The organism is Vibrio sp. Vb2960 (genome assembly GCF_033337665.1).
Lineage (GTDB): Bacteria > Pseudomonadota > Gammaproteobacteria > Enterobacterales > Vibrionaceae > Vibrio > Vibrio alginolyticus.
Genome location: NZ_JAWORD010000011.1, coordinates 51,212 through 64,392, shown reverse-complemented (window position 1 = coordinate 64,392; position 13,181 = coordinate 51,212). Strand labels below are relative to the sequence as shown.

The 13,181-nt window shown below is 45.4% G+C and carries 14 protein-coding genes; 11 read left to right on the top strand and 3 right to left on the bottom strand.

The window, feature by feature from the left end; translation table 11 throughout:
• Positions 1-5: 5 nt before the first annotated feature.
• The 3 genes from cmoB to R7O03_RS11335 form a co-directional block, all read right to left on the bottom strand.
• Entirely contained in the window at positions 6-977 is a 972-nt protein-coding gene (cmoB, locus tag R7O03_RS11345; protein ID WP_005387902.1) for a tRNA 5-methoxyuridine(34)/uridine 5-oxyacetic acid(34) synthase CmoB, read from the bottom strand.
• A gap of 81 nt (positions 978-1,058) precedes the next feature.
• A complete protein-coding gene (cmoA, locus tag R7O03_RS11340) occupies positions 1,059-1,796 on the bottom strand; it encodes a carboxy-S-adenosyl-L-methionine synthase CmoA (RefSeq protein ID WP_017635063.1) in 738 nt (245 codons plus the stop codon).
• A 93-nt stretch (positions 1,797-1,889) separates the two neighbouring features.
• Positions 1,890-2,723 carry a DUF72 domain-containing protein gene (locus R7O03_RS11335; RefSeq protein WP_224721216.1) on the bottom strand — a complete coding sequence of 278 codons (834 nt, stop codon included), beginning with the start codon at positions 2,721-2,723 and terminating at the stop codon, positions 1,890-1,892.
• Between the two features lie 306 nt (positions 2,724-3,029).
• Here R7O03_RS11335 and aspS point away from each other — a divergent pair, with 306 nt between their 5' ends.
• The 11 genes from aspS (at position 3,030) to tolQ (ending at position 13,179) form a co-directional block, all read left to right on the top strand.
• Complete coding sequence (gene aspS / locus R7O03_RS11330) at positions 3,030-4,808, top strand: aspartate--tRNA ligase (protein WP_005378401.1); 1,779 nt, start codon at positions 3,030-3,032, stop codon at positions 4,806-4,808.
• 142 nt (positions 4,809-4,950) lie between these two features.
• On the top strand, positions 4,951-5,697 hold the full coding sequence (locus R7O03_RS11325) for a YebC/PmpR family DNA-binding transcriptional regulator (protein ID WP_226082849.1): 747 nt from the start codon (positions 4,951-4,953) through the stop codon (positions 5,695-5,697).
• 92 nt (positions 5,698-5,789) lie between these two features.
• Positions 5,790-6,311 (top strand): crossover junction endodeoxyribonuclease RuvC, encoded by a 522-nt coding sequence (gene ruvC / locus R7O03_RS11320; protein WP_005387909.1) that lies wholly within the window; start codon positions 5,790-5,792, stop codon positions 6,309-6,311.
• A 67-nt stretch (positions 6,312-6,378) separates the two neighbouring features.
• Positions 6,379-6,990 carry a Holliday junction branch migration protein RuvA gene (ruvA, locus tag R7O03_RS11315; RefSeq protein ID WP_017820041.1) on the top strand — a complete coding sequence of 204 codons (612 nt, stop codon included), beginning with the start codon at positions 6,379-6,381 and terminating at the stop codon, positions 6,988-6,990.
• A gap of 287 nt (positions 6,991-7,277) precedes the next feature.
• Entirely contained in the window at positions 7,278-8,282 is a 1,005-nt protein-coding gene (gene ruvB / locus R7O03_RS11310; protein WP_005378312.1) for a Holliday junction branch migration DNA helicase RuvB, read from the top strand.
• A gap of 461 nt (positions 8,283-8,743) precedes the next feature.
• Positions 8,744-10,330, top strand: coding sequence for a cytochrome ubiquinol oxidase subunit I (cydA, locus tag R7O03_RS11305; RefSeq protein WP_258483674.1), 1,587 nt, complete (start codon positions 8,744-8,746; stop codon positions 10,328-10,330).
• A 17-nt stretch (positions 10,331-10,347) separates the two neighbouring features.
• A complete protein-coding gene (gene cydB / locus R7O03_RS11300) occupies positions 10,348-11,484 on the top strand; it encodes a cytochrome d ubiquinol oxidase subunit II (protein ID WP_005387923.1) in 1,137 nt (378 codons plus the stop codon).
• A 12-nt stretch (positions 11,485-11,496) separates the two neighbouring features.
• A complete protein-coding gene (cydX, locus tag R7O03_RS11295; protein ID WP_000270284.1) occupies positions 11,497-11,604 on the top strand; it encodes a cytochrome bd-I oxidase subunit CydX in 108 nt (35 codons plus the stop codon).
• The gene (gene ybgE / locus R7O03_RS11290) at positions 11,597-11,899 is read left to right on the top strand and encodes a cyd operon protein YbgE (RefSeq protein WP_005378304.1); all 303 of its coding nucleotides are present in this window, start codon (positions 11,597-11,599) and stop codon (positions 11,897-11,899) included. The genes cydX and ybgE overlap by 8 nt, the downstream gene beginning before the upstream one ends.
• A gap of 172 nt (positions 11,900-12,071) precedes the next feature.
• On the top strand, positions 12,072-12,491 hold the full coding sequence (gene ybgC, locus R7O03_RS11285) for a tol-pal system-associated acyl-CoA thioesterase (protein ID WP_017820044.1): 420 nt from the start codon (positions 12,072-12,074) through the stop codon (positions 12,489-12,491).
• Positions 12,481-13,179, top strand: coding sequence for a protein TolQ (gene tolQ / locus R7O03_RS11280; protein WP_005378301.1), 699 nt, complete (start codon positions 12,481-12,483; stop codon positions 13,177-13,179). Before ybgC ends, tolQ begins: the two co-directional genes overlap by 11 nt.
• Positions 13,180-13,181 lie beyond the last annotated feature (2 nt).

The window sequence follows — 13,181 nt, the reverse complement described above, 5'->3', positions numbered from 1 at the left end:
GCGAATTATGATTTGCGAGCGACAAGAACCGCGCGGCGAGGGGCAGGATAGCCTTCTACAGTTTTGCTTGGGTCGTTCGGATCTAAGTAGTCAGGTAGAGAGTTATGCGTCATCCAATCTGTGGTACGTTGTTCATCTACGGATGTGATGTTTTCATCAACGATACGAACATCTTCAAAACCGACCAATTCTAGCCACACTTTTAGGGCTTTTGCTGAAGGGAAGAAATAGACATTACGCATTTGCGCGTAACGAGAAGTCGGGACCAGTACTGCATTCTCATCACCTTCAATCACGAGTGTTTCCAATACGAGTTCACCTCCAGATACCAATTGATCTTTTAGTTGCACTAAATGATCGAGAGGCGAGCGGCGATGGTAAAGCACGCCCATGCTGAATACCGTATCGAACGCTTCTAACTTAGGTAGTTGTTCAATGCCCAATGGCAGTAGGTGTGCACGTTGGTCATCGCCCATTAGTTTACGAATTGCTTCGAACTGAATCAGGAACAGGTGAGATGGATCGATACCGACAGTTAAGCGTGCACCTTCGCCTAGCATGCGCCACATGTGGTAGCCGTTACCACAACCTACATCGAGTACGCTGCGATTCTTTAATGGTGAAATATGCGGAAGCACGCGGTCCCATTTCCAATCACTGCGCCACTCAGTATCAATATGGATGCCGTGTACGTGGTATGGGCCTTTGCGCCAAGGATGGAATGTACGAAGTAAGCTTTCTAGCTTTTTAAGTTCCCCTTGAGGCATCGGCTCATTGTTTGAAATCGTGACAGAATCAACAATGTCGATGTTGTCCGGTCTACCCGCTGGGATTTTGTTCAGGGCTTTCAACCAGCGACCAAAGTCACCGTGCTCTGCATTTTGCCAATCCGTTAGCTGTTGCGGAAGCACATTAAGCCAAGGTTGAAGACGAGTGTCTTGGGCAATCAATTGGTAGAAATTTGCAAAGTTAAACATAGTTAGTCAATCGCTGAGTTGATGGGTATAAATTATTAACAAAAGCCGAAATCGGTATGGTTCAGGCTTGGTATGCATGGTCTATTTAATCGCGAACATGGAGCCGAAGTTAAAGCATTGGAACCAAACGTCGTAGCTAGAAAAGCCAATTTTAGCGAAACGCTCTTTATGTTCTTTCTTTGAATCTGGGCGCATTACGTTTTCTATCGCGCTACGCTTTTGGCTGATTTCTAGTTCGCTATAACCATTCGCACGTTTAAAGTCGTGGTGAAGGTCAATTAACAGTTCGTTCGACACTTCATCTTCGAAGACGAACTTCTCCGATAGAATCAAAATGCCGCCTGGACGCAGGCCTGCGTAAATTTTCTCGAGCAAGGAGTAACGATCTTCTGGAGAGAGGAATTGCAAAGTGAAGTTCAACACCACCACTGACGCGTTTTCAATTTCGATATTGCGAATGTCTGCTTCTACTACATCCACAGGAGTGTCACTGCGGTAAGCGTTGACGTGAAGTTTACAACGCTCAACCATCGCAGGAGAGTTGTCCACTGCGATGATTTGGCAACCTTCTTGTTTGATATGGCGACGCATAGACAATGTTGCAGCACCCAAAGAACAGCCAAGGTCATAGATGTTTGAGTGAGGTTTTACAAAACGCTCTGCCAGCATACCGATTGCAGAAATGATATTGCTGTAACCCGGTACCGATCGTTGAATCATGTCAGGAAATACTTCCGCTACGCGTTCATCGAACGTGAAATCCCCAATTTTATCGATTGGAGCCGAAAAAATAGTATCTGGATTGCTCTTAGGGTTCATAACTAAGTCTCTGCATACAAGCCGCCTGAAAATGTCAGGCACCAAAAAAGGCGCGTATTTTATGGGAATTTCGCGCCTCTGTCATGTGTTGCGTTAGAACATCTGTAACTGCGAGTTGCCATCGTCAGCTGGGAAAGGCGCTAACTCAGGGAGCGTGATACGTTTTTGTATGTCTTTATACAGGTTTGCAGCCAACTCTGGCGCAATTATATTGTCTGCGGTATGGATCATGACATATGGCTGTTTACCTTCGGCAATCCATTGTGGCAACTTGTTGAGCCATGGTTTAAAAAACTCGTAATTTTGCTGTTCTTCTGGATGACCAATAAAGCGAATCAAAGGGTGTGAAGCGGTAGCAATGGCGTGAACAGGGACTCGTGGTTTTTTCATTTGTGCATCAATAATCGCCTCATTGTCGGGCTTAGCGGCAAAGACTGGGCGGCTATCCATAATAATGCGGTCAATATTATTCTCTACTAACCATTGGTTAAGTGCTCGCTCTTCTTCGCCTTTGGAGAAAAATGCCATATGGCGAACCTCAACACCGAGAGGGAAGTTAGGTGGAAAGCTCGCACAGAACTTTTTCAGTCGATCAAGGTGCTCAGGACCAAATGCGGCTGGTAATTGAATTGTCCATTGGCCCACACGGTCATGCAAAGGCTCCATGACTTTCATGAAGTCTCTCAGTTGTTCGCTGCAACCTCTTAGCATTTGCTCATGAGTAATGGCTTTAGGAAGTTTGAAAGTAAAGCGAAAATCATCGTGGGTTGCGGCTCTCCAGTTTTGCACTGTATTGAGCGTCGGTGTGGCATAAAATGTCGTGTTGCCTTCCACGGTATGAAACACTTGCGCATACCTTTCTAAACGTTCAGCGGGCTTTGTCCCGCTGCCGTAAAAACTTTGTTGCCATTGATTGTGCGACCACATTGTCAATCCAAGTCGAAGAGGTAAGTTATCCATTATTCTTTACTGCTTGCTACTCGTGTGAATACTTTACGAGAGTTTTGCTGAAATAGGTAATTTCACGCTATAATCCTCCCCAATTTTTTCGCTTTGGTGCGCTTTTGAACATTTGTTGTACTAAAAAGCACCAGTGAATGATAAAACACACGTAATTGTATGTTGAGTAGTCGATTTTCGTGGACATTCAGCGTATAACAGAATCTTTACTCTGCTTAGCAATGAGGCTGACAGAGCGTAGTTAACAACATTTGAGAGATTGGGAATTTCATTATGCGTACCCATTACTGTGGTCACCTGAACAAGTCCCTTGCAGGACAAACTGTAGAACTTTGCGGCTGGGTTAACCGTCGTCGTGATTTAGGCGGTCTTATTTTTATTGATATGCGAGATCGCGAAGGTATCGTTCAGGTAGTTGTTGATCCAGATATGGCGGATGCGTATGAAGTGGCGAACACACTTCGTAATGAATTCTGTATCAAACTAACGGGTGAAGTGCGCGTTCGCCCAGAGAGCCAAGCAAACAAAGACATGGCAACAGGTGAAGTCGAGATCCTTGCGAAAGGTCTTGAAATCATCAACCGTTCTGATGTTCTGCCTCTAGATTTCAACCAAAAGAACTCTGAAGAGCAACGCCTGAAGTACCGTTACCTAGATCTACGTCGTCCTGAAATGAGCGACCGCATCAAGCTACGTGCTAAAGCGTCTAGCTTTGTTCGTCGCTTCCTAGATGACAACGGTTTCCTAGACATCGAAACACCAGTCCTAACAAAAGCGACTCCAGAAGGCGCTCGTGACTACCTAGTACCTAGCCGTGTTCACAAAGGCAGCTTCTACGCGCTTCCTCAGTCTCCACAGCTATTCAAACAGCTTCTAATGATGTCTGGTTTTGACCGTTACTACCAAATCGTTAAGTGTTTCCGTGATGAAGACTTGCGTGCTGACCGTCAACCAGAATTCACTCAGATCGATATCGAAACGTCATTCATGACGGCTGACCAAGTTCGTGCAACGACTGAGAAAATGGTTCGTGAAATGTGGCAAGAGCTACTAAACGTTGACCTAGGTGAATTCCCAGTAATGCCGTTCAGCGAAGCGATTCGTCGTTTCGGTTCGGACAAGCCAGACCTACGTAACCCACTGGAACTAGTAGACGTTGCTGACCTAGTGAAAGATGTTGAGTTCAAAGTATTCTCTGGCCCAGCAAACGACGAAAAAGGCCGTGTTGCCGTTATTCGCGTTCCAGGTGGTGCATCTTTGACTCGTAAGCAAATTGATGGCTACGGTGAATTCGTTGGCATCTACGGTGCGAAAGGTCTAGCTTGGATGAAGGTTAATGACCGTGCAGCGGGCATGGAAGGTATCCAATCTCCAGTCGCTAAATTCCTAAATGAAGACGTGATCAACGGCATTCTAGATCGTACTCAAGCGGAATCTGGTGACATTATCCTATTTGGCGCTGATAAAGCGGGTATCGTTGCAGAAGCAATGGGTGCGCTACGTCTGAAACTAGGTAAAGACCTAGAGTTAACGGATGAGTCTGCATGGGCTCCACTATGGGTTGTTGACTTCCCAATGTTCGAAGAAGATGACGAAGGCAACCTACACGCGATGCACCACCCATTCACATCGCCTCTAGGTGTGACTGCAGAAGAGCTAAAAGCAAACCCTGCTGCGGCAAATTCTAACGCTTACGATATGGTTCTAAATGGCTACGAAGTGGGCGGCGGCTCTGTTCGTATCCACAACGCAGATATGCAAGAAGCCGTATTTGATATTCTAGGCATCACACCTGAAGAGCAACAGCTTAAGTTCGGCTTCCTGCTTGATGCGCTGAAATTCGGTACGCCTCCACATGCTGGTCTTGCATTTGGTCTAGACCGTCTAGTAATGCTGCTATGTGGCACAGAGAACATCCGTGATGTTATCGCGTTCCCTAAAACAACAGCAGCGGCGTGTCTACTAACAGACGCACCAAGTATTGCGAATCCAGCAGCGCTAGAAGAGCTAGCAATCGCAGTAACTGCAGCGAAAGAAAAAGACGCAGAATAAGCGCACAACATTTGAAGAAAACTCCCGCAACTGCGGGAGTTTTTGTTTAAATAAACCCAAGAAACTTCCAAAGCAATTTCCCAAGCAACGCTTTTAGAACATGTTTTGTTATTAAGCGTCAAAATACATTAAAAGGTGAATTATGGCTGGTCATAGTAAATGGGCGAATATTCGTCACCGTAAAGCAGCGCAAGATGCGAAGCGCGGCAAAATCTTTACTAAATTAATCCGTGAAATCGTTGTTGCGGCAAAAGAGGGGGGCGGTGAGCCAGAAAATAACCCACGTTTGCGAGCAGCAATTGATAAAGCACTGTCTAACAACATGACACGTGACACTGTCAACCGCGCGGTCAGCCGAGGTGCTGGTGGTGAAGGCGACGACAACATGGAAACCGTGATCTATGAAGGTTATGGTCCAGGTGGTACGGCGGTCATGGTCGAATGTATGACGGATAACCGAAATCGTACGGTATCTGGCGTACGCCATGCATTCTCAAAGTCAGGCGGTAATCTGGGGACGGATGGTAGCGTCAACTATCTTTTCGACAAGAAAGGCGTGATTTCATATGGCCCAGGTTTAGATGAGGATGCGGTAATGGAAGTAGCATTAGAAAGTGGTGCTGATGACATTGAAACGGCAGAAGATGGCTCGATTGATGTCTACACGGCCCCAGGTGACTTTGGATTCGTAAAAGATGCCCTTGATGCCGCAGGTTTTGAGGCAGAGAACGCGGAGGTGTCGCTGATCCCATCTACGAAAGCAGATTTGGACGCGGATACTGCGCCAAAACTACTTCGTTTGATTGACGCTTTGGAAGATCTGGACGACGTTCAAGAGGTTTATCACAATGGTGATATCTCTGACGACGTTGCGGCTACGCTAGATTAAACTCAAGGTGTCGGGAGCGGTATTTGCTCCGAAGTTAGCAAGTAATAATAAAAAGACTGAGGCCGAATTAGGCCTCATTTTTAGGAACATTCATGTCAATTATTTTGGGCATTGACCCAGGTTCGCGCATTACCGGCTATGGGGTCATTCGTCAAAATGGACGCCACTTGCAATACCTTGGTAGTGGCTGCATTCGTACTTCAGAAAAAGAACTTCCGGGTCGGCTTAAACAGATTTATGCAGGCGTCACGGAAATCATTACCCAGTTTCAACCGGATGTTTTCGCGATCGAGCAAGTGTTTATGGCCAAAAACGCGGATTCAGCGCTAAAACTTGGCCAAGCTCGTGGCAGTGCAATTGTTGCTGCGGTGAATGCGGAGTTGCCGGTATTTGAATATGCGGCTCGTCTTATTAAGCAAGCTGTCGTAGGCACTGGTGGCGCGGACAAAGCGCAAGTTCAGCATATGGTTCAGCAGATGCTTAAATTGCCCGCCAAGCCTCAAGCGGATGCGGCCGATGCTTTAGGTGTGGCGATTTGTCATGCCAATACTAACAAGACTCTCGTTGCCTTAGCGGGCAAAGCAACCAGTGCCAGAAAAGGGCGCTATCGATAAAATTAACTGGATGTCTATCCAGTTCTTTATTATCCTGTCGCAAATTCATTTCCAAAGAGTATTTATAGTGATTGGACGTCTTCGTGGCATACTGATTGAAAAGCAACCACCTGAAGTATTAATTGAAGTTAATGGCATTGGCTATGAAGTCCAGATGCCAATGAGCTGTTTTTACGAACTGCCAAATGTTGGCGAAGAAGCCATTATTTATACTCACTTTGTTGTCCGTGAAGATGCGCAATTGCTATACGGTTTCAACACGGTAAAAGAACGAGCACTTTTCCGTGAAGTGATCAAAGCCAATGGCGTTGGTCCTAAACTCGGTCTTGGTATTCTCTCTGGTATGACAGCAACGCAATTCGTTACTTGTGTGGAACATGAAGACGTTTCTACGCTGGTTAAGCTTCCAGGCGTTGGCAAGAAAACCGCAGAGCGATTGGTTGTTGAAATGAAAGACCGCTTGAAAGGGTGGGGCGCTGGCGATCTATTTACACCATTTACGGATGCTGCTCCTGCGGATTCTAGTGCGACATCCAACAACGCGGAAGAAGAAGCAATCAGTGCGCTTCTAGCTCTAGGTTACAAGCCGACTCAAGCGTCGAAAGTGGTATCTCAGATCGCTAAACCGGACATGAGCAGTGAGCAAATGATCCGTGAAGCTCTAAAATCAATGGTGTAACGCTGGTTGCGCAGTGAACATTTGTTCAAGATAACTCATTCTCTAAGGTTAATGCCAATCGCTTAACGATGTTTTTTTGTGTCATTCCAGCGAGCCTGGCGAGACTGGGAATCTAATAGCAGCACGCTGAGCGGTTAATGAAACAATTTGACCATAAATCGCTCGGATAGAAGATCCTGTATCACGCTCCTTCGTCGCTGTACAGGATGACGAGATATAGAAATATGCCACTTGCTGTTAAACGAGCGGCATTATTCTCTCAGGTAACCATTTTTCAAGGTAAAAAGATGATTGAAGCCGATCGTTTAATCGCGCCAGAAAACCCTGCCTTTCGTGATGAAGATGTCATTGATCGTGCTATTCGGCCAAAAAAATTAGCGGATTACCAAGGTCAGGACCATGTCCGTGACCAAATGGAGATCTTCATTAAAGCTGCTCAGTTACGTAGCGAAGCACTTGATCACCTTTTGATTTTTGGTCCCCCAGGTTTGGGTAAAACCACACTTGCGAACATCGTTGCCAATGAAATGGAAGTGAACATTCGCACTACTTCAGGCCCTGTACTTGAGAAAGCAGGCGATTTGGCCGCGCTGTTAACCAACCTCGAAGAAAACGATGTGTTGTTCATCGATGAGATTCACCGCTTGAGCCCGATGGTTGAAGAGGTGCTGTATCCGGCGATGGAAGATTATCAACTGGATATTATGATCGGTGAAGGTCCGGCCGCTCGTTCTATTAAGATCGATTTACCACCGTTTACGTTAATTGGTGCGACGACCCGAGCGGGCTCTTTGACGTCACCATTGCGCGACCGCTTTGGTATTACTCAGCGCCTTGAGTTTTATAAGATAAAAGACCTCCAAGATATCGTGCAGCGAAGCGCGGATTGTTTAGGTTTATCAATGGAACCTGAAGGTGCATTGGAAGTGGCAAGACGTGCGCGTGGCACACCACGTATTGCTAACCGTTTGCTACGCCGTGTTCGTGATTATGCGGAAGTAAAAGGCAATGGTCACATTTGTGCCGATGTTGCTGATAAGGCGTTGAATATGCTTGATGTGGACGCCGAAGGCTTCGATTACATGGACCGTAAGCTACTACTCGCGATTATGGAAAAATTTGGTGGTGGTCCGGTCGGGCTCGACAACATGGCAGCGGCGATAGGTGAAGAAAAGGACACTATTGAAGACGTTCTTGAGCCTTATCTTATTCAGCAAGGTTATTTACAACGCACTCCGCGTGGAAGAATCGCGACAGATCGTGCGTATTTGCATTTCGGAATTGAAAAATAAGATTCCCTCGCTGGGCCTTTGTTGCCCAGCGCTTCATTAAAGTTGACCAAACTCACATTTTTTGAATTTTTTCTCATACTGGTTTAGTAAGTAAAAAGCATTGATTGTTAACTCGATGTTTGCTTGCAACTGGTTAATTTCTCTCCTGATTACTCTCTCTTAACATCCGTATCCAATACTGGTTGATCTAGATCAATGTGATGGATTTTTGTGCAAATTCCGCGCATAAACATTGATGTATATCAAAGCGCGTTACGGCTATAAACCTTTTGAAACAATCTGTTTTTACAAGTAATATTAGCCCCAGCTATATTAGCTGATGCTTAACAATTAACTAACCAATGAAGCACATTTTTGCAACAATGAGTTGTGATAATTCAACATTTTTCAAGTGTAAATAACACCTGAATATGGATTGCAATATGTAGAGAGTGTCATTCAGCCGACACATAGGAGTTACCATGATTGACGTAGTTGATCTATCGCGGTTGCAGTTTGCACTGACAGCGATGTATCACTTCCTATTCGTACCATTGACCCTTGGTATGGCCTTCCTTCTGGCCATTATGGAATCGATGTACGTAATGACGAACAAGCAAATCTATAAGGACATGACCAAGTTCTGGGGTAAGCTATTCGGTATTAACTTTGCACTTGGTGTGGCGACAGGCCTTACCATGGAGTTCCAGTTTGGTACGAACTGGTCTTACTACTCCCACTATGTAGGTGATATCTTCGGTGCACCGCTAGCGATCGAAGCACTTGTCGCATTCTTCCTGGAGTCAACTTTTGTTGGTCTATTCTTCTTCGGGTGGGATCGTCTATCTAAACGCCAACACTTAGCGGTTACCTGGCTTGTTGCACTAGGCTCTAACTTCTCTGCTCTTTGGATTCTTATCGCAAACGGCTGGATGCAAAACCCAGTAGGCGCAGATTTCAACTTCGAAACCATGCGAATGGAAATGGTGAGCTTCTCTGAGGTTGTACTAAACCCAGTTGCTCAGGTTAAGTTCGTGCATACGGTTGCTTCTGGTTACACTTGTGGCGCAATGTTTATTCTAGGCATCAGTTCATACTACCTATTAAAAGGTCGTGACATTGCGTTTGCTCGTCGTTCGTTTGCTATTGCTGCTTCTTTCGGTATTGCAGCTATCTTATCTACCATCGTTCTTGGTGACGAATCTGGCTACGAGCTTGGTGAAGTTCAAAAAGTGAAACTCGCTGCAATTGAAGCAGAGTGGCACACTGAACCTGCACCTGCCGCATTTACGTTATTTGGTGTTCCTAACCAGGAAACGATGCATACCGATTACGCAATTAAGATCCCTTACGTAATGGGTATTATCGCGACACGCTCTTTTGATGAGCAAGTAACAGGTCTTCATGATTTACGTGATGAACACGTCGATCGTATTCGTGACGGCATGTACGCTTATGAACTTCTAGAGAAGCTTCGTGCGGGCGACAAGTCAGAAGAAAACATGACTGCGTTTGATGAAGTGAAAGGTGACCTAGGTTACGGTCTACTTCTAAAGCGCTACACAGACAATGTTGTTGATGCAACAGAAGAGCAAATCCAAGCTGCTGCGGACGACTCAATCCCAACAGTATGGCCGCTATTCTGGTCATTCCGTATCATGGTTGCTTGTGGCTTCATCATGTTGTTTGTCTTTGGTGCGGCGTTTATCCAAACGTGTCGTCAGAAGATTGAACAGAAACAATGGATTCTAAAAGCTGCACTATTTAGCATTCCACTACCTTGGATTGCAATTGAAGCGGGTTGGTTCGTCGCTGAGTACGGCCGTCAGCCTTGGGCTGTAGGTGAAATTCTACCAGTGCATGTTGCAGCTTCTGCGCTAACTGCAGGTGAAATCTGGACTTCACTCTTCGCAATTCTGGCGCTATACACGGTATTCCTGATTGCAGAAGTCTACCTAATGTTGAAATTCGCTCGTAAAGGCCCAAGTAGCCTGAAAACGGGTCGCTACCACTTCGAGCAAAATGCTGACTCTGTTGAAGACAAAGTTAGTCGCCAAGTAGAAGCGTAAGGTAAGGAGATAACAAGATGTTTGATTACGAAATCTTGCGACTCATCTGGTGGGTACTAATCGGTGTTCTACTAGTTGGTTTTGCAGTAACAGACGGCTTCGATATGGGTGTAGGCGCGCTTGTACCTATCATCGGTAAAAACGACACGCAACGCCGTGTCATGATTAACTCAATTGCTCCTCACTGGGATGGTAACCAAGTTTGGCTTATCACTGCTGGTGGTGCACTGTTCGCAGCTTGGCCTTTGGTTTACGCAACGTCATTTTCAGGCTTCTACTTAGCGATGATTTTGACACTAGCAGCGCTATGGCTTCGTCCTCTTGGCCTAGACTACCGCTCTAAAATCGAAGATCCAAAATGGCGCAATAGCTGGGATATCTGTATCTCAATCAGTGGTTTTGTTCCGCCAATCATCTTTGGTGTAGCGTTTGGCAACCTTCTACAAGGTGTACCATTCCAATTGAGTGAGTTCTTGATGCCAACATACCATGGCTCATTCTTTGGTCTACTAAACCCATTTGCACTGTTGTGTGGTCTAGTAAGCTTGTTCATGATTTTGATGCAAGGTTCTACTTGGCTACAAATGAAAACAACAGGCGAAGTGCATGTGCGTGCGCGCAACGTTGCTCAGTTGGCTGGTTTACTGACGGTTGCTGCGTTTGTAGCGGCTGGTTTCTGGATCCAAAATATCGATGGCTACGTCATTGTTGGCGGTATCGACACTAACGCAGCTTCTAACCCTCTAAACAAAGAGGTTATCCGTGAAGCTGGTGCGTGGATGAAGAATTTTGAAAACTACCCATTACTATGGGCTGCTCCTGTACTAGGTGTTGCAATGCCGCTTCTCGCTGTATTGGCATCTCGTCTTGAAAAATGTGCGATTTCGTTCATTACTTCAAGCTTGGGTGTTGCTGGTGTTATCTTTACTGCAGGTTTTGCGATGTTCCCATTCATCATGCCTTCAGACTTAATGCCAAGCCACAGCTTAACAATGTGGGATGCAACGTCATCTGAGCTGACTCTGAACCTAATGACAGGCGTTGCGTTTGTTATGGTGCCAATCATCCTTGGCTACACATCTTGGACTTACTACAAGATGTTTGGTCGCCTTGATGACCAGTACATTGAAGACAACAAAAACTCACTTTACTAAGGAGCATTTACTATGTGGTATTTCGCATGGATTCTAGGTGTACTACTTGCTTGTGCATTCGGTATCATCAACGCTCTTTGGCTAGAGCACTCAGAAATGATGGATAAAGACAGTGAGTAACCTCGCTGATAAGGTAGCGAAACTTCACGCACCAATGGATAAGACTCTGCTACGAGTCTTATCTCTCATCCTTGGCTTTATGCACGTAGGATTGGTGATGTGGGACCCTGAAGCTTACCATCAAGCAATTGGTGGTTTTAACTCAATCATCGCACCAGCACTGATTTGGTCTGTATGTTCAAGCATGGTGTATGGGGTGGGCTTCAAGCCAAGAAACTGGTACTGGCAAGTTTTGTTTAGTCCTTATTTCTCGTTAGCTATCTTAATTTATCTAACGGCACTTTATTTCATTTAGGCTGAAATATGCTGTAATAAAGTCGGTTACTAAATCATCGAATAAAAGCTAGGTATCTCGCCTAGCTTTTATTTTTTCTACAAATTTCAAAAATATTTCCTTAGCTCGGTACCAATTGCTGTCGCTTCAGTTATAGTAATTACTTTAAAGAATTGAATATATTGGTACTCCCTTGCAAGGCACATCAAATCTCTTTCACTGGCCGATCACCGTGTACTATGAAGACACTGATGCGGGCGGTGTTGTATATCATTCTAATTATCTAAAATTCTTTGAGCGCGCACGGACAGAGATGTTACGTGCTAAAGGCATTTCTCAACATGTGTTACTGGAACAAAATATCGGCTTTGTTGTCCGACACATGGATATCGATTTCAACCAAGGGGCTAGGCTGGACGAGCATCTGACAGTCGTAACCCGAGTGTCAGAAATAAAACGTGCTTCTCTGCAATTCTGTCAAGAGTTGGTCAATGATCAAGGCAAGATATTGTGCAAGGCCTCGGTTAAGGTAGCATGTATCGATAATAAGAAAATGAAACCAATAGCTATTCCAACCTTTATAAATTCGGAGCTAACAAATAGTGACTGCTGATATTTCCATTTTAGATCTCTTTCTTCAGGCCAGTCTGTTGGTAAAGCTTGTGATGCTGACGTTGCTTGGCATGTCAATTGTGTCATGGGCAATGATCATCAAGCGCAGCAAAGTGCTTTCTCAAGCATCAAAAAATGCAGAGCAGTTTGAAGACAAATTTTGGTCGGGTACTGATCTTTCTCAGCTTTACCAAAAAGTAAAAGCGCGTAAAGACGAAATTGAAGGCACAGAAGAAATCTTCTACGCAGGTTTTACAGAGTTTGCTCGCCTACGTAAGAGCAACGCAAATTCACCAGCTTACATCATGGAAGGCACTGGCCGCGCAATGCGCGTTGCTGTTTCTCGTGAAGTAGATGAGCTAGAAACAAGCTTACCGTTTTTGGCAACAGTCGGTTCTATAAGCCCTTATATCGGCCTATTTGGTACCGTTTGGGGCATCATGCACGCCTTTATTGCGCTGGGTGAAGTAAAGCAAGCTACGTTGTCTATGGTTGCACCGGGTATCGCCGAGGCACTTATCGCGACAGCGATGGGGCTATTTGCGGCTATTCCGGCAGTAATGGCGTACAACCGCCTAAGCAATAAAGTGAGTAAACTAGAGCACACTTACGCAACATTTTCTGAAGAATTCCACAGCATCCTTCATCGTCAAGCGATGGCTGGCCGAGACAGCGCGGATAAGGAATAAAG

Excerpts from the sequence above, each read along its gene's own strand:
- cydA (WP_258483674.1), top strand. The coding sequence starts at position 8,744 with ATGATTGACGTAGTTGATCTATCGCGGTTGCAGTTTGCACTGACAGCG.
- cmoB (WP_005387902.1), bottom strand. The coding sequence starts at position 977 with ATGTTTAACTTTGCAAATTTCTACCAATTGATTGCCCAAGACACTCGT.
- cmoA (WP_017635063.1), bottom strand. The coding sequence starts at position 1,796 with ATGAACCCTAAGAGCAATCCAGATACTATTTTTTCGGCTCCAATCGAT.
- cydX (WP_000270284.1), top strand. The coding sequence starts at position 11,497 with ATGTGGTATTTCGCATGGATTCTAGGTGTACTACTTGCTTGTGCATTC.
- R7O03_RS11325 (WP_226082849.1), top strand. The coding sequence starts at position 4,951 with ATGGCTGGTCATAGTAAATGGGCGAATATTCGTCACCGTAAAGCAGCG.
- aspS (WP_005378401.1), top strand. The coding sequence starts at position 3,030 with ATGCGTACCCATTACTGTGGTCACCTGAACAAGTCCCTTGCAGGACAA.
- ruvB (WP_005378312.1), top strand. The coding sequence starts at position 7,278 with ATGATTGAAGCCGATCGTTTAATCGCGCCAGAAAACCCTGCCTTTCGT.
- R7O03_RS11335 (WP_224721216.1), bottom strand. The coding sequence starts at position 2,723 with ATGTGGTCGCACAATCAATGGCAACAAAGTTTTTACGGCAGCGGGACA.
- cydB (WP_005387923.1), top strand. The coding sequence starts at position 10,348 with ATGTTTGATTACGAAATCTTGCGACTCATCTGGTGGGTACTAATCGGT.
- ruvC (WP_005387909.1), top strand. The coding sequence starts at position 5,790 with ATGTCAATTATTTTGGGCATTGACCCAGGTTCGCGCATTACCGGCTAT.